Origin of the sequence: Planomonospora antibiotica (genome assembly GCF_014647955.1) — a bacterium.
Lineage (GTDB): Bacteria > Actinomycetota > Actinomycetes > Streptosporangiales > Streptosporangiaceae > Planomonospora > Planomonospora parontospora.
Window position 1 is genome coordinate 1 of record NZ_BMQE01000026.1, and the last position, 21179, is coordinate 21179.

18 protein-coding genes are annotated in these 21179 nt (G+C 71.9%); 10 read left to right on the forward strand and 8 right to left on the reverse strand.

Going from position 1 to position 21179, the window contains the following annotated elements; genetic code table 11:
* Nucleotides 1-106 precede the first annotated feature (106 nt).
* Entirely contained in the window at nt 107-1240 is a 1134-nt protein-coding gene (locus IEZ06_RS22275; RefSeq protein ID WP_189238647.1) for a PQQ-dependent sugar dehydrogenase, read from the reverse strand.
* A 97-nt stretch (nt 1241-1337) separates the two neighbouring features.
* Here IEZ06_RS22275 and IEZ06_RS22280 point away from each other — a divergent pair, with 97 nt between their 5' ends.
* The 5 genes from IEZ06_RS22280 to ilvC all read left to right on the forward strand — a co-directional run bounded on the left by IEZ06_RS22280 (nt 1338) and on the right by ilvC (nt 8809).
* Complete coding sequence (locus IEZ06_RS22280) at nt 1338-2246, forward strand: 2-hydroxyacid dehydrogenase (protein WP_189238648.1); 909 nt, start codon at nt 1338-1340, stop codon at nt 2244-2246.
* A 344-nt stretch (nt 2247-2590) separates the two neighbouring features.
* Nucleotides 2591-5188, forward strand: coding sequence for a putative bifunctional diguanylate cyclase/phosphodiesterase (locus tag IEZ06_RS22285; protein WP_189238727.1), 2598 nt, complete (start codon nt 2591-2593; stop codon nt 5186-5188).
* A gap of 11 nt (nt 5189-5199) precedes the next feature.
* Complete coding sequence (locus IEZ06_RS22290) at nt 5200-7161, forward strand: acetolactate synthase large subunit (RefSeq protein ID WP_268245621.1); 1962 nt, start codon at nt 5200-5202, stop codon at nt 7159-7161.
* Between the two features lie 6 nt (nt 7162-7167).
* A complete protein-coding gene (gene ilvN / locus IEZ06_RS22295; RefSeq protein ID WP_068897615.1) occupies nt 7168-7692 on the forward strand; it encodes an acetolactate synthase small subunit in 525 nt (174 codons plus the stop codon).
* A gap of 130 nt (nt 7693-7822) precedes the next feature.
* Nucleotides 7823-8809 (forward strand): ketol-acid reductoisomerase, encoded by a 987-nt coding sequence (gene ilvC, locus IEZ06_RS22300; RefSeq protein ID WP_068897808.1) that lies wholly within the window; start codon nt 7823-7825, stop codon nt 8807-8809.
* A gap of 225 nt (nt 8810-9034) precedes the next feature.
* Here ilvC and IEZ06_RS22305 read toward each other — a convergent pair whose 3' ends face one another.
* Both IEZ06_RS22305 and IEZ06_RS22310 read right to left on the reverse strand, forming a co-directional pair.
* Nucleotides 9035-10033 (reverse strand): CAP domain-containing protein, encoded by a 999-nt coding sequence (locus tag IEZ06_RS22305; RefSeq protein ID WP_229798558.1) that lies wholly within the window; start codon nt 10031-10033, stop codon nt 9035-9037.
* A 410-nt stretch (nt 10034-10443) separates the two neighbouring features.
* Nucleotides 10444-10956 (reverse strand): CAP domain-containing protein, encoded by a 513-nt coding sequence (locus IEZ06_RS22310; RefSeq protein ID WP_203872384.1) that lies wholly within the window; start codon nt 10954-10956, stop codon nt 10444-10446.
* Nucleotides 10957-11174: 218 nt separating this feature from the next.
* On the opposite strand from IEZ06_RS22310, the gene IEZ06_RS22315 reads away from it, so the two are divergent.
* Nucleotides 11175-12518 carry an MFS transporter gene (locus tag IEZ06_RS22315; protein WP_189238651.1) on the forward strand — a complete coding sequence of 448 codons (1344 nt, stop codon included), beginning with the start codon at nt 11175-11177 and terminating at the stop codon, nt 12516-12518.
* On the opposite strand, the gene IEZ06_RS22320 is transcribed toward IEZ06_RS22315, so the two are convergent.
* Nucleotides 12499-13044, reverse strand: coding sequence for an FHA domain-containing protein (locus tag IEZ06_RS22320; protein WP_068897612.1), 546 nt, complete (start codon nt 13042-13044; stop codon nt 12499-12501). The genes IEZ06_RS22315 and IEZ06_RS22320 overlap by 20 nt on opposite strands.
* Before the next feature lie 97 nt (nt 13045-13141).
* Here IEZ06_RS22320 and IEZ06_RS22325 point away from each other — a divergent pair, with 97 nt between their 5' ends.
* On the forward strand, nt 13142-13708 hold the full coding sequence (locus IEZ06_RS22325) for a PadR family transcriptional regulator (protein ID WP_189238652.1): 567 nt from the start codon (nt 13142-13144) through the stop codon (nt 13706-13708).
* Between the two features lie 158 nt (nt 13709-13866).
* On the opposite strand, the gene IEZ06_RS22330 is transcribed toward IEZ06_RS22325, so the two are convergent.
* Nucleotides 13867-15051, reverse strand: coding sequence for an RNA-guided endonuclease InsQ/TnpB family protein (locus tag IEZ06_RS22330; RefSeq protein ID WP_229798560.1), 1185 nt, complete (start codon nt 15049-15051; stop codon nt 13867-13869).
* Nucleotides 15052-15238: 187 nt separating this feature from the next.
* On the opposite strand from IEZ06_RS22330, the gene IEZ06_RS22335 reads away from it, so the two are divergent.
* The gene (locus IEZ06_RS22335) at nt 15239-15406 is read left to right on the forward strand and encodes a hypothetical protein (protein ID WP_189238654.1); all 168 of its coding nucleotides are present in this window, start codon (nt 15239-15241) and stop codon (nt 15404-15406) included.
* A gap of 82 nt (nt 15407-15488) precedes the next feature.
* Here the strand turns inward: IEZ06_RS22335 and IEZ06_RS22340 are convergent, their stop codons facing one another.
* The 3 genes from IEZ06_RS22340 to IEZ06_RS22350 all read right to left on the reverse strand — a co-directional run bounded on the left by IEZ06_RS22340 (nt 15489) and on the right by IEZ06_RS22350 (nt 17552).
* The gene (locus tag IEZ06_RS22340; protein ID WP_189238655.1) at nt 15489-16241 is read right to left on the reverse strand and encodes a class I SAM-dependent methyltransferase; all 753 of its coding nucleotides are present in this window, start codon (nt 16239-16241) and stop codon (nt 15489-15491) included.
* Nucleotides 16238-16381, reverse strand: coding sequence for a hypothetical protein (locus IEZ06_RS22345; RefSeq protein WP_189238656.1), 144 nt, complete (start codon nt 16379-16381; stop codon nt 16238-16240). Before IEZ06_RS22345 ends, IEZ06_RS22340 begins: the two co-directional genes overlap by 4 nt.
* A gap of 187 nt (nt 16382-16568) precedes the next feature.
* A complete protein-coding gene (locus tag IEZ06_RS22350) occupies nt 16569-17552 on the reverse strand; it encodes a hypothetical protein (protein WP_189238657.1) in 984 nt (327 codons plus the stop codon).
* A gap of 236 nt (nt 17553-17788) precedes the next feature.
* Here IEZ06_RS22350 and serA point away from each other — a divergent pair, with 236 nt between their 5' ends.
* Together serA and IEZ06_RS22360 are read left to right on the forward strand one after the other, a co-directional pair.
* Nucleotides 17789-19378: a phosphoglycerate dehydrogenase gene (gene serA / locus IEZ06_RS22355; protein WP_189238658.1), complete on the forward strand. Its 1590-nt coding sequence runs from the start codon at nt 17789-17791 to the stop codon at nt 19376-19378.
* A 659-nt stretch (nt 19379-20037) separates the two neighbouring features.
* Entirely contained in the window at nt 20038-21084 is a 1047-nt protein-coding gene (locus IEZ06_RS22360; protein WP_189238659.1) for a 3-isopropylmalate dehydrogenase, read from the forward strand.
* The last annotated feature ends 95 nt before the right edge of the window (nt 21085-21179 follow it).

Here is a 21179-nt window from a genome sequence, read left to right on the forward strand (position 1 = left end):
AGGACCACCGGCCCGCCGCAGTGCGCACCCACCCCGACCACCACACAGAACACGGACCCGGCCGGACCACCACACAGGCAAGACCCGGCCGGAGCCGTACTGAGGGTCAAGGGGCGAGCGTGAAGAGGCGGTCGTCGCCTGCGGCGGGGGAGCCGCGGCCGTCCTTGTTGCTGGTGCCGAACCACAGGGAGCCGCCGGGCGCGGCGGCGACCGCGCGGAGCCGGCCGTACCGGTCGGCGAAGAGCGGGACGGGCTCGCCGGCGCCGCCGTCCGCGGTGAGCGGGACGCGCCAGAGCCGGGCGCCGCGCAGGGCGGCCATCCAGAGGGAGCCGTCGGCGTAGGCCAGGCCGGAGGGGGAGGCCTCGTCGGTGCTCCAGGTGGCGATCGGGTCGATGAAGCGGGAGCCGCCGCCGGTGCCCTCCACCTCGGGCCAGCCGTAGTTGCCGCCCTTGGTGATCAGGTTGAGCTCGTCGGAGGAGTTCTGGCCGAACTCGCTGGCGTACATCCGCCCCGACGGGTCCCAGGCCAGACCCTGGACGTTGCGGTGGCCGTAGCTCCAGACCACGCTGGAGAACGGGTTGCCGGGGGCGGGCCTGCCGTCCGGGGTCATGCGCAGGATCTTGCCGGCGAGGGAGTCCCGGTCCTGGGCGAGGGAACGGTCGCCGACCTCCCCGGTGGAGGCGTACAGATGGCCGTCGGGCCCGAAGGCCAGGCGGCCGCCGTTGTGGATGGCGCCCTTCGGGATGCCGTCGAGGACGACCGTGGCACCGGTCAGGACGCGGTCGTAGCGGTAGCGCACGATCCGGTTGTCCGAGGCGGCGGTGTAGTAGAGGAAGACGTGCCGGTCCCGCTCGAACGAGGGGGAGACCGCGACGCCCATCAGGCCGCCCTCGCCGTCCGGCCGGACGCCGTCGATCCGCGCGACCTCGGAGACCTTCCCGGCCGCCGTCACCCGGAGCAGCCGGGCGGTGTCCCGCTCGGTCACCAGCGCGTCGCCGCCGGGCAGGAACGCGATCCCCCAGGGCACGGCGAGGTCTTCCGCCAGGACGCGCGGCTCGGCGGCCGGTCCGGGCTCCTCGGCAGGGGAGGTCGCCGCCGGGGAGGTCCCCGGCGGCGGGGAGGGCCGGGTCGGCTGGGAGGCGGCGGGGGCCGGGGCCTCCGAGCACCCGCCCGCCAGCACGGCGGACGCCGCGATCAGGAGGGCCGCCCAGCGCGTGCGGCCCGCGCCGTATGGGGTCATGCCGGTCATGGGGCTCTCCCGTCTCGTCCGTCCCTCTATCCATACACGACCGGTGCCGCGGAAGGGCGCGCGAGCGCGGACGGCGATAATCCATGCCATGAAGATCTGGGTTCCCTCCGAGGCCGCCGCCGATGTCCTGAGCGATCTGCCCGACGTGGAGTGCACCGTCTACGACGGCCGCGGGCCGGCGCCCGCGGGGGTGGACGAGGTCGAGGTCTGGATTCCGCCGCTGGTCACGGTGGAGGGGGTCGCGGAGCTGCTGGGCCGGATGCCCTCCCTGCGGTTGCTGCAGACCGTCACCGCGGGGGTGGAGCCGTACCGTCCGCACCTGCCGGAGGGGGTGACGCTCTGCAACGCGCGGGGCGTGCACGACGCGGGCACCGCGGAGTGGGCGGTCGGCGCGATGATCGCGGTGCTGCGGGGGTTCCCCGGCTTCGTCCGGGCCCAGGAGCGGGGGGAGTGGACCTACCGCCACACGGGTGTGCTGGCCGACTCGACCGTGCTGATCGTGGGATACGGCTCGATCGGCGAGGCCCTGGAGCGGCGGCTGGCCGGGTTCGAGGTGGAGGTGGTCCGGGTGGCCAGGACCGCGCGGGCGGGCGTGCACGGGCAGGACGAATTGCCCGTGCTGCTGCCCCGGGCGGACGTGGTGGTGCTGCTGGTCCCGGCCACGCCCGACACCGCCGGACTGGTCGACGCGGCGTTCCTGGGTGCGATGAGGGACGGCGCGCTGCTGGTGAACGCGGCCCGGGGAGGGGTGGTGGACACCGGTGCGCTGGTGGCCGAGCTGGAGAAGGGGCGGATCCTGGCCGCGCTCGACGTGACCGAACCCGAGCCGCTGCCGCCCGGCCACCCGCTGTGGACGGCCCCCGGGGTCTTCCTCACCCCGCACGTCGCGGGCAGCACCCCGGCCTCGGCGCGGCGCACCTTGCGCCTGCTCCGCTCCCAGCTCCTGCGTTACCTCGCAGGTGAGCCGCTCAAGAACGTCATTACCGGATCTTACTGACACAGAAAGGCCGGGGAGAAAAGGAATCCGGACCGTGGCTGCTCCGTGACCTTCGGTGGATATCGTGGTCTCCTGCGGCACTGATCGCTCGCATGGTTATCAGAACGGTGACGACTGCGGTGTTGTCACCTCCGGCGCTCAACGGAGAGCACACACTGGCCCTGTGCTCTTCCGGGGACTTCGCAGGACACGGAGAGCACAGGACGACGTGCCCGAGGGGCACCGTGAGCGCGACGGACAGAGGGACGCCGCGCGAGCGGGACGAATCGACACTGGATGGGCAGACGACATTGATCCGCTGGCGTGATCCCCGGACACCTCTGCTGGCCGCCGCCGCGGTCGGCGTGACGGGGTTCGTAGCCGCTCTCGTCAGCGGCGTCCAGGCCGTGGCCGCGGGTGCGGTGGCGGGTGCCGTGACGGCGGGGATCGCCGCGGTGTCACTGCTGGCCGCGGCCTCCCGGGTGGCGGGCCGCCGCAGGGCGCTCGCCTGGCGCTGGCTCGCGGCGGGGTCGATGACCTGGCTGGCCGGGACCGCCGTCCGGCCGTTCGCGGACGGCACGCCGTTCGCGGTGAACTTCGCCGACCTGGTGCTGCTGGCCGGTACGGCGATGCTGGCGGTGGGCACGGGCCTGTCCGCGGCCCGGCCCGCGTACGGCAGGGCGTTCATGCGGGACCTGTCCGACGCCTACGTCTGCGCGGCCTCCCTCCTGGTGATCGCCTGGGTGCTCGTGCTGGGCCCGGTCTACCGGGAGGCGGCCGGAGCGGGCGACTTCGCGGTCAACTTCGCCCCGCCGCTGCTCTGCCTGCTGCTGACCTGCGTCGTCGGCCCGGCGGTGGTGCCGGTCCGCCGGTCGGCCTGGCCGGTGGGCCTGGCGGCGCTCGCCGTGCTCGCGGCGATCACCGTCGCGGAGACGGCCACCGCGGTGACCCGGCTCGCCGGGGAGACCCCGCCCATGCCCTGGGTGTGGCCCGCCCCGATGGCGTTCCTGCTGCTCGCCGCGGTCCCCTGGAGCGGGCGCGCGCCGGAGGACGGCGGGGAGCGGCCCGTGCCGCGGCCCGCCTCGCCGCTGGTCGCGGCGTTGCCGCTGCTGCTGGTCGCCGCCGCCACGGCGGTCGTGCTCCTCCGGGTGCTCAGGGGCGGCGCGCAGGGACCGGTGCAGGTCCTGGCGGTCGTCTCGGCGTCGGTCGTGGTCGTCCTGCTGGTCCGGCTGTCGGGGGCGCTGGCGGAGATCGGCCGCGCGCGGGTCCTGGTCGACCTCGGCGAGCGGCAGCTGCGCGACCTGGCGGAGAGCACCGGCGACGTGGTCCTGCTGTGCGACTACGACGGCGTGATGCACGAGGTCGGCGCCGGCGTGGAGATCCTGTACGGCTACCGCCCCGGCGAGCTGACCGGGCAGGGGGTCTTCGACTACGTCCATCCGGAGGACCTGCCCGGGATCCAGGAGGCGCTGCGCGCGATGAGCCTGGAGGAGGAGCCGGTCCGGGGCCCGGAGGCGTTCATGATCGCCTGCCGGGTCCGGGCGGCCGACGGCACCTGGCGGCCGACCGAGTCGGTGGTCACCCGGCACGTGCGCGGGCAGGACCTGCTGCTGATCACCGCCCGCGACGTCAGCGACGAGGAGGCCCTGCGCAACCAGGTCGCCCACCTCACCTTCCACGACGGCGTCACCGGCCTGCCCAACCGCGCCTACTTCGAGGAGCGCACCCGCGAGGTGCTGGCCCGCCCCGGCGAGAGCCGCGCCGTCGTGGTCTTCCTCGACCTGGACGGCTTCACCTCGGTCAACGACTCGGTCGGCCACGCCAGCGGCGACTACCTGCTCGGCCAGGCCGCGCGCCGGCTGCGCGCCGCCGTACGGGCCGACGACACCCTGGCGCGCTGGGGCGGCGACGAGTTCGCGGTGCTGCTGGAGACCGGGGCGGACGCGCAGACGGCGGTGGACCTGGCCGAGCTGCTGGTCCACACGGTCTCCTCCGAGCCGTTCCGGGTGGCCGACCGCGACATCGCGCTGACCGCGAGCGTCGGAGTGGCCTTCGCCGACGACGACGTGCCCTCGGCCGACCTGATCCGCAACGCCGACGTGGCGATGGCCCGTGCCAAGGAGCTGGGCGGGCGCCGGGTCGAGGTGTTCGCCGCGCACATGCACGCCGACGTGGTCCGCCGCCTGGAGCTCGCCGCGGACCTGCAGCGGGCGCTGCTGGAGGACCAGTTCGCGATCGAGTACCAGCCGGTGGTGGACCTGGCGACCTCGCGGGTCACCGCGGTGGAGGCGCTGGTGCGCTGGTGGCGGGGGAGCGCGTTCGTGCCGCCGGAGCAGTTCCTGGGACCGGCCGAGGACACCGGCCTGATCGTGCCGCTGAGCGAGTGGATCCTGCGCCAGGCGTGCCAGGAGGTGGCCGCGTGGCGGGCGTCGTCGTGGGACATCGGGCTCTCGGTCAACCTGTCGGCCCGGCAGATCATCGCGCCGCGCTTCGTGGAGACGGTGGAGTCGGCGCTGACCGAGAGCGGCCTGCCGCCCGGCGCGCTCACCCTCGAAGTGATCGAGGAGATGCTGGTCGAGGACGCCGAGGAGATCATCGACCGCCTCTCGGCGCTGCGCAACCTGGGCGTCCGGCTGGCGATCGACGACTTCGGCACCGGCTACGCCTCACTGGCGTTCCTGCGGCAGCTCCCGGTGGACATGATCAAGATCGATCCGTCGTTCGTGTCGGGACTGGGCTCGGACGAGACGCTGACGCTGCTGACCCGCACGATCGTGCGGCTCGGCCACGACCTCGGGCTCACCGTGGTCGCCGAGGGCATCGAGCGCGCCGAGCAGCTGGAGCTGCTGCGGGAGATGGGCTGCACGCACGGCCAGGGATACCTGGTGGCGCGGCCGATGACCGCCCGGGGCGTCGACTCGCTGATGCCGGCCAACGCCTCCAGCCTGCAGGGCACCGCCTGACATCTCGTATCCTGAGACTTGCGTTCCATGGATTTGACGCCGGAACGCTCCGTCGGTCATGGTGGAGCCATGCATCACCGTGGGATTCGCGTAGTACTTCGCCGGCGCGCAGGCCGTTAAGCGAAGCACTCCGACCTGCGCGCCGCCCCGGCTCCGCCTCACGTAGGCGGACGGGGCATTTTTTATGCCAGCAGGAAGCTCAGCCACGCATCAGCCACGCAAGGAACGAGCCGATGACCGAACAGATGACAGGAGCCCAGGCCCTCGTGAGGGCGCTGGAGCACGTCGGGGTTGACACCGTGTTCGGGATTCCGGGTGGGGCGATCCTCCCCGCCTACGATCCCCTCTACGACTCGACCAAGGTCCGGCACGTGCTCGTACGGCACGAGCAGGGCGCGGGGCACGCCGCCCAGGGCTACGCGCAGGCCACCGGCAGGGTCGGGGTGTGCATGGCCACCAGCGGCCCGGGTGCGACCAACCTGGTCACCCCGATCGCCGACGCCTACATGGACTCGGTCCCGATGGTCGCGATCACCGGCCAGGTGGCGAGCGCCGCGATCGGCACCGACGCGTTCCAGGAAGCCGACATCTCCGGCATCACCATGCCGATCACGAAGCACAACTTCCTGGTCACCGACCCGGCCGACATCCCGCGGACGATCCTGGAGGCCTTCCACATCGCCTCCACCGGCCGCCCGGGCCCGGTCCTGGTGGACATCGCCAAGGACGCCCTCCAGGCCGTGACGACCTTCCCGAGCTGGCCGCCGGCGATGCAGCTGCCGGGCTACCGGCCGGTGACCCGGCCGCACTCCAAGCAGATCCGCGAGGCGGTCAAGCTGATCGCCGAGGCGAAGCGGCCGGTGCTGTACGTCGGCGGCGGCGTGCACAAGGCAGGCGCCTCGCCGGAGCTGCTGGAGTTCGCCGAGCTGACCGGCATCCCGGTGGTCACCACCCTGATGGCGCGCGGCACCTTCCCCGACAGCCACCCGCAGCACATGGGCATGCCCGGCATGCACGGCTCGGTGTCGGCGGTCGGCGCGCTGCAGAAGTCCGACCTGATCATCGGGCTGGGCGTGCGCTTCGACGACCGGGTCACCGGCGAGCTGTCCAGCTTCGCGCCGTACGCCAAGGTGGTCCACGCCGACATCGACCCGGCCGAGATCTCCAAGAACCGGCACGCGGACGTCCCGATCGTGGGCGACTGCAAGGAGGTCCTCACCGAGCTGATCGCCATGGTGCGCGCGGACGAGCGGAAGGGCGACTACACCGACTGGTGGACGGCCCTCGGCACCTACAAGAAGACCTACCCGCTCGGCTACACCGAGTTCGAGGACGGCTCCCTGGCCCCGCAGTACGTCATGGAGCGGCTGAGCGCGCTCGTCGGCCCGGACGCGATCTACACCGCGGGCGTCGGCCAGCACCAGATGTGGGCCGCGCAGTTCATCGGCTACGAGAAGCCGGGCACGTTCATCAACTCCGGCGGCGCCGGGACCATGGGCTTCGCGGTCCCGGCCGCGATGGGCGCCAAGATGGGCCGCCCCGACGCCACCGTCTGGGCCATCGACGGCGACGGCTGCTTCCAGATGACCAACCAGGAGCTGGCCACCTGCACCATCGAGGGCGTGCCGATCAAGATCGCGGTGATCAACAACGGCAACCTCGGCATGGTCCGCCAGTGGCAGACGCTCTTCTACAACGAGCGCTACTCCAACACCGACCTGCAGACGGTCCGCCGGATCCCCGACTTCGTCAAGCTCGCGGAAGCGTACGGTTGTGTGGGCCTGCGCTGCGAGCGTCCCGAGGACGTGGACGCGACCATCGAGAAGGCGATGGAGATCAACGACGTGCCGGTGGTGATCGACTTCGTCGTCCACCAGGACGCGATGGTCTGGCCGATGGTCGCCGCCGGGACCAGCAACGACGACATCAAGTTCGCGCGCGACATGGCGCCGGTCTGGGACAGCGAGGAGTAGGAACCCATGAGCAGGCACACGCTCTCCGTCCTGGTGGAGAACAAGCCCGGCGTGCTCGCGCGCGTCGCGGCGCTGTTCAGCCGCCGCGGGTTCAACATCGACTCGCTGGCGGTCGGGCCGACCGAGCACGCGGACATCTCGCGGATGACCATCGTGGTCAACGTCGAGGAACTGCCCCTGGAGCAGGTCACCAAGCAGCTCAACAAGCTGATCAACGTGCTGAAGATCGTGGAGCTCGACCCGGGCCAGTCGGTCCAGCGCGAACTCATGCTGATCAAGGTGCGGGCCGACGCCGAGACCCGCTCGAACGTGCTGGAACTGGTCAACCTGTTCCGCGCGCGCTGCGTCGACGTCGCCTCCGACGCGGTGACCATCGAGGTCACCGGGACGCCGGACAAGCTGGAGGCCTTCATCAAGGTCCTGGAGCCGTTCGGCATCAAGGAACTCGTCCAGTCGGGCATGGTGGCCATCGGCCGCGGCGCCCGTTCCATCACCGACCGCTCCCTCCGGGCCCTGGACCGGACCGCGTAGCGGGCGGATCGCCGAGCGAGCGGAGCGGCCGCCCGGAGCGGATCCGGACGGCCGAGACGCGCGCGAGGCGGGAAGCCCGACCGCGAGCAGAGCCGTACAAAACCCTGAAAGGTTCAAGTAAGTGACTGAGATCTTCTACGACGACCAGGCCGACCTGTCGATCATCCAGGGCCGCGTCGTGGCCGTCATCGGGTACGGCAGCCAGGGCCACGCCCACGCGCTCTCCCTGCGGGACTCCGGGGTGGACGTCCGCGTCGGCCTGCCCGAGGGCTCCAAGAGCAGGGAGAAGGCCGAGGCCGACGGCCTGCGCGTGCTGACCCCGGCGGAGGCGGCCGCCGAGGCCGACCTGATCATGATCCTCGCGCCGGACCACATCCAGCGCCACCTGTACGCGCAGGACATCCTGCCGAACCTGCAGCAGGGCGACGCGCTCTTCTTCGGCCACGGCCTGAACATCCGCTACGGCCTCATCGAGGCGCCCGAGGGCGTCGACGTCGCGATGGTCGCCCCCAAGGGCCCCGGCCACCTCGTCCGCCGCCAGTACGCCGCGGGCCGCGGCGTGCCGTGCCTCGTCGCCGTAGAGAAGGACGCCACCGGCAACGCCTGGCCGCTGGTCCTGTCGTACGCCAAGGGCATCGGCGGCACCCGGGCGGGCGCGCTGAAGACCACCTTCACCGAGGAGACCGAGACCGACCTCTTCGGCGAGCAGGCCGTGCTGTGCGGCGGCGTCTCCGAGCTGATCAAGGCCGGTTTCGAGACCCTGATCGAGGCCGGCTACCAGCCCGAGGTCGCCTACTTCGAGTGCCTGCACGAGATGAAGCTGATCGTCGACCTCATGTACGAGGGCGGCATCCACAAGATGTACTGGTCGGTCTCCGACACCGCCGAGTACGGCGGCTACTCCCGCGGCCCGCGCGTCGTGACGCCGGAGACGAAGAAGGAGATGCAGCGCATCCTGGCGGAGATCCAGTCCGGCGAGTTCGCCAAGGAGCTCGTCGACGAGTTCGACGGCGGCCAGAAGCGCTTCACCGCCTACCGCGAGGAGCTGGCCGAGCACCCGATCGAGAAGACCGGCGCCAAGCTCCGCCCGATGATGAGCTGGCTCAAGGACAAGTAGGCCCGTCCCGGGCACGCTTCCGGTGATGGCCGTACGGGGAGGCCCCGTACGGCGACGCCCCCGCGACGGATGACCGTCGCGGGGGCGTCGTGTTCTCCCGGTGGGGGGTCGGCCGGGAGCGCCCTGCGGGTCCTTCCGCCCGCCGCGACCGCCGGCGGCGACGGGCAGGAGGACCCGCAGGGCACGCGGGGGAGCGGCGAGGAGACCCCTCAGCCGTCCGGGGTCCTACTTGGCGGCGAAGTTCTGGGTCCAGTAGATCTGGCCCTGCGCGTTCTTGGCCGCGCCGACGCCGATGAGGTTGTAGTCGCAGTTCATGATGTTGGCCTTGTGGCCGGAGCTGTTCATCCAGCCGTTGACCACGGCGGCCGGGTTCGGGTAGCCCCAGGCGATGTTCTCCGCGAAGGCCCTGCCCCCGGTGAAGCCGGCCCCGCGGATGCGGTCCATGAAGGAGCGGCCGTCCTGGGACTTGTGGTCGAAGTAGCCCTTGGCCGCCATGTCGGCGGAGTGGCCGTAGGAGGACTGGCGCAGCTGCGGATCGTGCTTGAGGGGGGCGCAGCCGCCCTTGGCCCGCTCGACGTTGGTCAGGCGCACGACCTCGTTCTCCTCGGCCGTGCCCACGCTGCCGGGCGTGCCGGGGTTGCCTGGGTTGCTGCTCGGCGGAGCGGGGGTGGTGGGCTTGGCGGTCGGCGGGGCCGGGGTGGTCGGCTTGGCCGTGGGGGTGCCGCTCGGCGGAGCGGGGGTGGTGGGCTTGGCGGTCGGCGGAGCGGGGGTGGTCGGCTTGGCCGTGGGGGTGCCGCTCGGCGGGGCCGGGGTGGTGGGCGTGGCGCTCGGCACCGCGGTGGCCGTGGGGGACGGGAAGCCCGGGAGGGAGCAGGACAGCCGGATCGGCAGGGACCGGGCCTGGTTGCCCCGGTAGTCGACGACCTCGGCGTAGTACGTGCGGACGGCCTTGCTGCAGTCCAGGCTGACGCTGAGCCGGCCGTTGACGATCCCGCGCTGGGACCCGCTCTTGACGGTCCGGTCGGGACCGGGCTGGGCGCGCTTGATGCGGAGCCGGACCAGAGAGGTGTTCTCGCAGCCGGCGCGGGCCGCGGACGCCTCGATCTTCCCGGCGGGCGTGACATAGGGGGCGCTCACCGACACGCCGCACATGTCCCCCGGGCCTGCCGCGGCGTGGGCCGCGACGGCGGGAGTGCTCAGGGCCGCCAGACTTCCGAGGCACATCAGTGCTCCGAGCGGTCTGCGCATGTGGGTTCCTCCAGATGGGTGGACGCTGGATGGGTCCGCATTCTGGTCCCCACAGACATGTCTTGTCACGAAATTTCGGACAAAAATCTGAGGCTCAGGTAAACCGAAGGGATGGCTGACGCGTCACGGAACGCCGTTGGACCGATTTCGACCAGGCATATTCCGGTTCCGGACACGTCCGTAAAGATCGTGAAGTGTCGGGAAAAAATCTTGGGGATGTGGGAGCCGGCAAGAGGACGTGCGGCCCTCCCGGCAGGCCTCCGCCGGGAGGGCCGCACGTCTCGGCGGGGCGTCTCCGGAGGACGGGTGCGCCTCCGGATCGCCTTATCGTCACCGCGCGGTCGCCGTACGTCGTGGATCGCTGTGCGCCGCGGGCCGCCGCGGGATCACTGCTTGGCGGCGAAGTTCTGCGTCCAGTACGGCCTGCCGCTGCTGTTCTTGGCCAGGCCCACCCCGATGTCGGCGTAGGCGCAGTTCATGATGTTGGCCCGGTGTCCGGGGCTGTTCATCCAGGCCGTGACCACCGCGGACGGCGTCTGCTGGCCCCAGGCGATGTTCTCCGCCCAGCGCCGGGCCCCGGTGTAGCCGGCCGCCCTGATGCGGTCGCCGGCCGTCCGGCCGTCCTTGGAGGTGTGGCTGAAGTAGTTCTGGGTGGCCATGTCGAGCGAGTGGCGGTAGGCGGCCGTGCGGAGGTACGGGTTGTTGACGAGGGCTCGGCAGCCGCCCTTCTGGCGCTGGAGGTTCGTCAGCCGTACCACCTCGTCCTCCTCGGGGGTCGCCGCCACGCCGCTCGTCGCGGTGGGGGTGGCGGTCGGCTCGACCGCGGGGGCGGCGACGGCCGGGTTGCTCAGGGCCGTCACGGCGCCGAGGCACACGAGTGCTCCTAGCGGTCTGCGCATGTCGGTTCCTCCATCCTTGAGATGGTCTGACCTGGATAAATTCCGCATTCCGCCGCCAATGAACGCCACTCATAGCGAAATTTCGGACAAAAAGGCATGTAGACGGCAGTTATTCGCCTCTATGGATATTTCGGACAGGAGGAGTGCGCGGCCGCCCGCCGCGGAGCGGCGGACGCATGGGTCTACCAAGCGGACACTTGGTGAGGTTCAATGTGGCAATGATCACACCGGCGCCCGGCGCCAGCGTTCCCACCGTCCCCCGCGGCGTACGGCTCGGCTACGGCGTCGGCTCGGTCTGCACCGCCACCTTCGGCACCGTCCCGGGCCTGCTGCTGCTGTTCTACATGACCAACGTGCTGGCCGTACCCGCCTGGATCGCGGGCCTGGTGGCCTTCCTCCCCAAGGTCTGGGACGTCGTGGTCAACCCCTGGGTGGGCCAGCGCTCCGACCGGACGGTCTCCCGCTTCGGCGCCCGCCGTCCCTGGATGCTGCTGGGCGCGCTCACCCTGCCCCCGGCGTTCGCCGCGACGTTCGCGGGCCCGCCGCTCACCGGCCTGCCCGCCGCGGCGTACGTGGCGGTCTGCTATCTGCTCACCGCCACGGCCTACGCCTTCTACGAGGTCCCCTACAAGGCGATGCCGGCCGAGATGACCGGCGACTACCACGAACGCTCGGCGATCCTGCAGTGGAAGATGGTCTTCATCGGCCTGGCGATCCTGCTGTCCGGTTCCGTCGCGCCCGCGATCGCGGGCACCGAGGTGTCCGGCTACCGGCTCATGGGGATGGTCGTCGCCGCGGTGCTGCTCGTGTCGATGCTGGCCGCGTTCTTCGGCACGGCCCGCGCCCCGGTCGTGGTCCGGGCCGAGGCCGAGCCGTCGCTGCGGGCGCAGTTCGCCGCGGCCCGCACGAACCGGCCGTTCCTGCTGCTGCTCGGGCTGAGCTGCGCCCAGATGTTCGCCGCCGGGACGCTGCTCGCGGGCGCGCCGTACTTCGCGACCTACACGCTGGGCGACCCCGGGGCGACCAGCACCCTGCTGCTGTGCATCGTCGGGCCGCTGCTGGTGACGATGCCGGGCTGGGTCGCCCTGTCGCGGCGCTACGACAAGCGCGGGGCGATGCTCGGGGCCTCGTCGCTGTTCGCCGCCGGGGCGGCCGCGATGGCGCTGACGGAGGAGCTCGGGCCGGTCTACGCGCACGCGTGCGTGCTGGTCGTCGGCGTCGGCTACGCGGGCCTGCAACTGCTGCAGTTCTCGATGCTCTCCGACGTGATCGTCCACGACGCGGCGGTCACCGGCAGGAACCGGGCCGGGGTGTTCACCGGCCTGTGGACGGCGGCCGAGACGGTGGTCTTCGCGTTCGGCGCGCTGGTGCTCGGCTGGCTGCTGGGCGTGGCGGGCTTCGTGGAGTCCGGCTCGGGCGCGGCGGTGGAGCAGCCCGCGGCGGCGGTCCGGGCCGTGCTGTACGGCGGCACGCTGGTCCCCGCCCTCTTCGCCGGGATCGCGGTGCTGCTGACGACGCGCTATCTCCTCACGGAGCAGGAGCTCAGGTCGGCTGGGGTGTGACCACCACGAAGGCGCAGTCGCCGAAGGAGATCACGTCGCCCGGCCGGACCCGCGCCGGACCGACCAGCCGCCAGTCGTTCAGCCGGGTGCCGTTGAGCGAGCCGAGGTCGACGAGGATCCAGTCCTCCTCGTCCCGGCGGAGCTCGGCGTGGATCCGGGAGACCGTCAGGTCGGCCAGGACCAGGTCGCAGGCCGAACCCCGGCCCACCACGTAGCGGTTGCGGGCGTCACCGGGCAGGGCCAGTTTGGGCAGCCGGGGCCGGCGCCAGGCGGACTCCACCCGGGTGGTGAAGTCGGAGATCGACGAGACGACCTCCGTCACCATGCGGCGGAACCGGCCGCGCTGCGGCAGGTCGGCGACCAGGTTCTCCAGCTCGCCCTGGTTGCGGGCGCGCAGGGCCATGTCGACGCGTCCGAGGAACGTGTCGTGCGAAAGTCGCCCCTCGACGGCGCGGTCCCGGAGCTCGTTGATCGCACGATCGCGGTCCCCGTCGGATGCGCGGGCCGGGGGATGCGTCGAGCTCATCCCCCGAGTATCGGTCCCAACCCCGATTCCTGTCCAGAATATGCGGATCCCCACCCCCGGTTGCCGTGACCATACCGAGTATGCATACTCGGTATCCATGGCGATCCGACAAGGGCTGCTCGCCCTGCTGAGCCAGGGGCCCCGCTACGGCTACCAGTTGCGTTCCGAGTTCGAGGCGTCGACGGGGGCGATCTGGCCGCTCAACATCGGCCAGGTCTACACGACGCTCTCGCGCCTGGAACGCGACGGCCTGGTCGCCCCCGGCGAGCAGGACGTCCAGGGCCGGGTCGTCTACACGATCACCGAGGCCGGTCGGGCCGAGATGGAGCGATGGCTCAGCACCCCCGTCGCCCGGTCCGACCGGCCCCGGGACGAACTGGTCGTCAAGCTGGCCATGGCGGTCGCGGCCGGCGCCGACCCGCGCCCGGTGATCCGGGCCCAGCGCACCGCGACCATGCGCGCGCTGCAGGAGCTCACCCGGGCCATGGCGGGCGCCGAGGGCCCGGCGCAGCGGCTGGTGCTCGACTCGATGGTCTTCCAGGCCGAGGCGGAGCAGCGCTGGCTCGACCACTGCGAGGCCGTGCTCGCGGCCTCCCCCCGCACGCCGGAGGCCCCCCGCTCCCCGGAGCCGGGATCCGGTCCCTCCCCAGATGAGGAGTTCTGATGAGTTTCGACCCGGTCGTACGGCTCGCGGACGTGACCCGTGTCCACGGCGACGGCCCGCAGGCCGTGCACGCGCTGCGCGGGGTGAGCCTGGACGTCGCCGCCGGAGAGCTGGTCGCGGTGGTGACTCCTCCGCTCCCTGGAGGGAGCGGCTTCTCGCTAAGCCGCTTGCGCAGCCTCACGAAGGGCAAGCCCTGCCCTCAAGATGTTGACCGCCGCGTTCACGTCGGCGTGCGCTTCATGCCCGCACGCCGTACAGGCGAATGCGGCCTGGGTGAGGCGGTTCTCCTTCGCCACGTGCCCGCAGCGCGAGCACGTGCGGGAGGTGTCGGCGGGGTTCACCGCGATCAGCTCTCGACCGGCGCTTTCAGCCTTGTACGCGAGGATCATCAGGAACACCCCCCAACCCGCATCCAGAATCGAACGGTTGAGCCCGGACTTGGCCGCGACGCCCCGGCCAGGCGCGTCGAGCGTGCCGGACGCGCTGCGGGTCATGTTCGCGACCTTCAGCGCCTCGTGCACGATCACGTCGTAGGCGGCCACCAGAGCGTTCGCGGCCTTGTGGGCGTGGTCCAGGCGCTGCCGCCGCACCGTGGCGTGCAGCGCCGCGACCCGGGCGACGGCCTTGCGGCGGCGCACGGAGCCGCGCTTCTTGCGGGCGAGGTCGCGCTGCGCCGCCGCCAGGCGGTCGGCGGAGGCGGCCAGGTGACGCGGGTTGCCGATGTGCCCGCCGCCGGAGGTGGTCACCAGGGAGGCCACCCCCAGGTCGATCCCGGCGGCGGCTCCGGTGGCGGGCAGGGGCTGGGCGGGCACGTCGTCGCACGACAGGATCACGTACCAGCGGGAGCCCTCCCGCTTGACGCTGATCGTCTTGACCTGGCCCTGCACAAGCCGGTGCCGGTGGACGCGGACGTGCCCGACGCCCTGCAACCGCACGTAGGTCGCGGTCGGGTGCTGCGGTTGGGAGTCCCACCGGCAGCCGTCGCCGTCCTTGGGCCAGATGACGGTGTCGAACCGGCCGCGGCCCTTGAACCGGGGGAAGCCCGGCGTGCGCCCGGCCTTGACGCGCGTGAAGAACGCGGCGAACGCCTTGTCGAGCCGTCGCAGGGTGGCCTGCTGGGAAGAGAAGCTCCAGCGGCCCTGCCCGCCGGGGTCAGCGGCGTGGATGTGCTTCAGCTCGGCCGACTGGTCGCCGTAGCGGATGCTCACGCCCGCTTTGGCGTAGGCGGTGCGGCGGTGCTCCAGGGCGGCGGTGTAGAGCTGCCGGTGGTCCTCCAGGCACGCGGTGAGCGCGGCGGCCTGCTTGGCGGTGGGGCGCAGCAGGAACGTGTACGACCTGCGCACACCCACCTCCCATCACGTCCGGTAACGGTAACGCCACGACATCGGCTAGCACCGGCAAAGCCGGGAAGGACATCCATGATGCGCGGACCTGACAGGTCAGGGCACGCTCGGGCCTCGGCGGCCCTCCCACTCCCGATTCCCTCCTCGCCTGAAGGCGACGGTCCCCTCGGGATGATCTGATGGGCCGGTGGCTCGAGGTGGGCTCAACGGGGTACCGGTCGAGAGATCGGAAGCGGTCCTCGCCGTGCCGTGGCCGGTGTTCCTAGCGGTGGGCCTGGGCCTGTCGCTGGCGGCGGCGCTCATCGCGGCGCTGTCCGCCCGGACGAAGGTGACGCTCACCCGCCGGATTGCCTGACCCCGGCCCGGTCCTCTCCCGGAGCGCCGGGGAGGACCGGGCGGTACGGCGCAGGGCGCCGGGCGGCGCCGGGCGGCACGGCCTACGGCAGCGTGATGCGGATCTTGGACTGCTTGTGCGGGAGCTCCTCCCAGTCGTCCATGAACTTGGCCGTCAGGCCGTACCGGGCGGCCAGGTTCACCAGCGTCTCGGTCCGGTAGTAGAAGTCCTCGCGCAGCACCTGGTGCTCGCGGCCCTCGGTCCGGTCGAAGGTGAAGTCGAACCAGCCGCCGGGGCGCATGACGCGGCCCACGTGGGCGAAGCACTCCTCGATCACGTGCAGCGGCGAGTGGGAGAAGACGCTGTGCGCGTGGACCACGTCGAAGTGCGCGTCGGGCAGGAACTCCAGTTTCAGGTCCCGGACCGGGGTCAGGTGCGGGAGCTTGTCGCGCAGGCCGTACTCGGTGAGGGTCCTCTGGGCGGCGACGAGGATGTCGGGGGAGATGTCGAGGCCGTAGTAGCCGCCGGTGTCGAGGTAGTCGATGAACAGGCGGCCGGCGCGCAGGTTGCCGCAGCCGATCTCCAGCATCCGGTGCCCGGGGCGCAGGCCGTGCCCGACCAGGTAGTCGAACTGCATCCGGCCGAGGGCGAGCCAGCGCTCGTGCGACTTGCTGCCCACCGCCGCCTCGGGGTTGCGCGCCGTGTCCGACTTCATCACGGCCCGGTAGTAGCTGACGTGGTCGCTGGTGCGCAGCCGGAACCAGGTGTCCCGGGCCAGCCTCCGCACGTGCGGGACGATCCGGTCCGGATGCCGTACGGCATAGCGCAGCTGATGGATCGGGTTGGAACGGGTCATCTCTGCTGAACCTCCGCGAGCCGGTGCTTGCAGGTCGTCGGCGCCGCGGTGAAGCTGACCACCGCGGGGACGGCGGCCTGGCCGGCCGGGGAGCGCGCGGCGCCCGCCGGGCCGCTGAACGGCCAGACCCGCAAGGGCATGGTTACCAGAACCCCGCAGGCCGGAGCCGTCAGCGGCGGTCCGGGAGCGTCCGGGACGTACGCCGCGAAGCACGGCACGTCGACCCGCCACGCGGACGCGCAGGCCCACCGCGTTCCCCACCCCGGAGAGCCCCGGAGAACCGCCGAAGGCGCCCCGGGGCGTCACGGAGACCCGTGGAGGCCGCGGTCAGTCCCGTACGTCGGCGCAGACCACGTGGGCGCCGACCTCGATCATGCGCTGCTCGCTGCGCGCGTCGGCGACCCGCGCCATGAGGATCGGCGCGTCGCTCGCCGCCAGCTGGGGCAGCCGGGCCCGCACCATGCGGTGCAGGTCGCGCACCACGTCCTCGGCCGCGGACATGTGCACCTTGACGTGGAGCATGATCCCGGGAGCCCCCGAGGCGGTCCGGGCCTCGGAGATCCACACGTGGTGGATGAGCGGGAAGTCGGCGAGCAGCTGGGAGATCGCCACGCGCAGCGCGGGCAGGATCGGGTGGGCGCACCGCTTGTAGCCGGGGTCGACCATCTGCATCGGCCCCGACAGGTGGGGGCGCGGCGCGGGGATCCACGGCTGGGCGGAGGCCGCGGGCACCGGGGCGGTCATCGGCCGGACCGGCGGGAGCGGCCGGCTCGGCGGAGCCGGAGGGCCCGACGAGAGCGGGGTGGTGGGCGCGGCCAGCGGGCTCATCGGGGCCAGCGGAGCCGCCGAACCCACCGGACCGGCCGGACCTGCCGAGCTCACCGCCGAGGCGCGGCTGACCGTCGCCATCGCCCCGGTCGCGTAGGCGGTCGGGGTCGTGCCCGACAGCGCCGGCGCGGGACCGGTGCGGGTGGAGCGCAGGTACCGCAGGAGGTCCTCGATCGGCACGGCCGCGGCCGTGGGCCCGGCGGCGTCGATCACGATCTCGCGCACGCCCGTGACGCGCTGGATGTCGAGGATGGTGTCGGCGTCGCAGTCCGACAGGGAGTGGCTGCCGCCGTGCCGTGCGTAGGTGCCCGCGGAGGTGTATCCGAGCAGCACCCGGTCACCGGTCTGCGTCGTCCCGAGGACGACGGAGCGGTCCGGTCGCACGGCGACGAGGAGCCCCCCTTCGGCAAGCGCGGCCAGCAGCCGGTGCGGGCCGCCGTGCTGCGCGAGCACATCGCCGAGAGCGGGGTTGCCGATGCTCATATGACGAACGATAGGTAGAGGACCACGGCTTATGAGGGTAATCGTGAAGATTTATCGCAGCAATACCAAGTTGAAGGTTCTGTGCATGAGATTCGGGGGGATTGGGTACCAGTCTCCGCCCGCAGGCCGGGGGTGATCTCCGTCTCGGATCGCGGGACACTCGTGAACACGTTCACAAGCGTCGATAGACTGCGTGAGATCCGGTGCAGCCCTCCCCGTCTCGTAAGGAACCACCAGTGAACAAGCCCGTCGTACTGGTCGCAGAGGAACTCTCCGAGGCCGGTCTCGCGGTCCTGGGCGCGGACTTCGAGGTCCGTCACACCGACGGCGCCGACCGCGCCCAGTTCCTGCCCGCCCTCGCCGACGTGGACGCGCTCATCGTGCGCAGCGCCACCCAGGTGGACGCCGAAGCCATCGCGAACGCGCCCCGGCTCCGCGTCGTCGCCCGCGCGGGCGTCGGCCTGGACAACGTGGACGTGGAGGCCGCGACCAAGGCCGGCGTCATGGTCGTCAACGCGCCGACCTCCAACATCACCAGCGCCGCCGAGCACACCGTCGCGCTGATCCTCGCCTCCGCCCGCAACGTCGCCCAGGCGCACTCCGCGCTCAAGGGCGGCGAGTGGAAGCGCTCGAAGTACACCGGCGTGGAGCTCGACGAGAAGGTCGTCGCGATCCTCGGCCTCGGCAAGATCGGCCAGCTGGTCGCCCAGCGCCTGCAGCCGTTCGGCGTCGAGCTGATCGCCTACGACCCCTACCTGCAGCCGGCCCGCGCCGCGCAGATGGGCGTGCGCCTGGTCTCGCTGGAGGAGGCCCTGCGCGAGGCCGACTTCATCACCGTGCACCTGCCGAAGTCCAAGGAGACGGTCGGCCTCATCGGTGACAAGGAGCTGCACCTGGTCAAGCCGTCGGTCCGCCTGATCAACGTGGCCCGCGGCGGCATCATCGACGAGGGCGCCCTGTACTCCGCGATCAAGGAGGGCCGGGTCGCCGGCGCCGGCATCGACGTGTTCCCCAAGGAGCCCGTCACCGACAGCCCGCTGTTCGAGCTGGACCAGGTCGTCGTCACCCCGCACCTGGGCGCCTCCACCCACGAGGCCCAGGAGAAGGCCGGCACCCAGGTCGCGCGGAGCGTGAAGCTGGCCCTGGCCGGCGAGTTCGTGCCGGACGCGGTCAACGTCCAGGGCGGCGCCGTCGCCGAGGACGTCAAGCCGGGCCTGCCGCTGGCCGAGAAGCTCGGCCGCGTGTTCACCGCCCTGGCCGGCGAGGTCGCCACCAGGCTCGACGTCGAGGTCCGCGGCGAGATCGCCTCCCAGGACGTCCGGGTGCTGGAGCTGGCCGCCCTCAAGGGCGTCTTCACCGACGTGGTCGAGGACTCCGTCACCTACGTCAACGCCCCGCTCCTGGCCAAGGACCGCGGCGTGACGGTGGAGCTGGTCACCAGCGCCGAGAGCCCCGACTGGCGCAACGTGGTGACCGTCCGCGGCGTCCTGGCCGACGGCCGGACGGTCTCGGTCTCGGGCACCCTGTCCGGCCCGCGGCAGATCACGAAGATCGTCGAGGTCAACGGCTACCAGATCGAGATCGAGCCGACCGACCACCTGTCGTTCTTCACCTACTCCGACCGTCCCGGCGTCGTCGGCGTCGTCGGCCGCATCCTGGGCGACCACGGCATCAACATCGCCTCCATGCAGGTGGCCCGGCACGCCAAGGGCGGCAAGGCGCTCATCGCGCTGACCGTCGACACCGCCATCCCGGCCGACGTCGTCGAGCAGATCGTCGCCGAGATCGGTGCCGAGGGCGGCCGCACGGTCGACCTGGCCGACTAGCGGCCCCCGCCCGCGGCGACCGGCGGACCGCACCCGCGGCGACGCTCTCCGAGACGGCCGCCGTCCCTCGTCCGAGGGGCGGCGGCCGTCTCAGCATGCGGGAAGTCCGTACGGCGGGCGAGACGGCACCGCGATGACCAGGTAGTCTGGGATGAAATACACCAGGTTCCCGTCGTCCTCACCTGTCACGGCGGGGCCTGAGGGGCAGGCCGGCGGCCCGCCGCGCCGCGGTGGCGCCTCTCCGGTGACCGGCCCCTCGTCGCCGGTCCGCGATCCGGACCCGCGACCCCAGGCCCGGTCCGGGGCCGCGATCGGCACCTCCGGACCCCTCCCCTGGTCCCGTGCCGCTTTCCGTACGACCGAGATGAGAGTCGCCATGTACGACATGTATCCCTGGAACCGTCCCGAGGACGCCAAGGAGGAGGCCGCCGAGGCCCTCCAGGCGGCGCTGGACCGCCGCGACAACGGCGGCGCGCCGAACCGCTAGCCGGACGGCGGGCATACCGAACCCCCGGCCGGACGGCGGGCATACCGAACCCCCGGCCGGACGGCGGACGCCGGTGCGCCGCCCCGCTCGCCCCGATCCACCCGGGACGCACGAAGTGTCCGATTGGTGAGACCGTTGTCCGAGGACCGGGACGGACCGGTAAGGTGCCCTCATGGATTCGCGTAACATCCGCCTGGCGGTCATCCCGGGTGACGGGATCGGGACCGAAGTCGTCACCGAAGGCCTGAAGGTCCTCGAAGCGGTCGGGGGGAAGGTGGAGACCACCACCTACGACCTCGGCGCCAAGCGCTACCACGAGACCGGTGAGACCCTCCCGGACACGGTCCTGGACGAGCTGCGCGGATACGACGCGATCCTGCTCGGCGCGATCGGCGACCCCAGCGTGCCCCCGGGCATCCTGGAGCGCGACCTGCTGCTCCGGCTCCGCTTCGACCTCGACCACTACGTGAACCTCCGCCCGGTCAAGCTCTTCCCCGGCGTGGAGACCCCGCTGGGCGGGGTCCGCCCCGAGGAGATCGACATGATCGTCGTGCGGGAGGGCACCGAGGGGCTGTACGCCGGGGCCGGCGGCGTGCTGCGCCGCGGCACGCCGCACGAGATCGCCACCCAGGAGTCGGTGAACACCGCCCACGGGGTCGAGCGCGTCGTCCGCTACGCCTTCGACAAGGCGCTCTCCCGCCCCCGTAGGAAGCTGACGCTGGTCCACAAGACCAACGTGCTGACCTACGCGGGCGACCTGTGGGCCCGCACCGTCGACCGCGTCAGCCTGGAATACCCCGACGTCGAGACCGACTACTGCCACATCGACGCGGCCTCGATGTTCTTCGTCAGCCAGCCGCAGCGGTTCGACGTGATCGTCACCGACAACCTCTTCGGCGACATCATCACCGACATCGGCGCGGCGATCGCCGGCGGCATCGGCCTGGCGGCCAGCGGCAACATCAACCCCGAGCGCACCGCGCCGAGCATGTTCGAGCCGGTCCACGGCAGCGCCCCCGACATCGCCGGGCAGAGCAAGGCCGACCCCACCGCCACGATCCTGTCGGTCGCCATGCTCCTGGACCACCTGGGCCTGGCCGAGGAGTCCGCCCGGGTCGAGCAGGCCGTCGCCGACGACCTGGTCGAGCGGCTGACCGGCTGGAGCGGCCGGACCACCCAGGAGATCGGTGACGACATCACCGCCCGAGTAGCCGGCTGAGGAAGCCGCCCACCCCGACCCCAGACGCGCCCGGCGGCTCCCAGCGAGCCGCCGGGCGCGTCTTCGCGTCCGCGGCCCCTTCCGCCGGTCCCGCC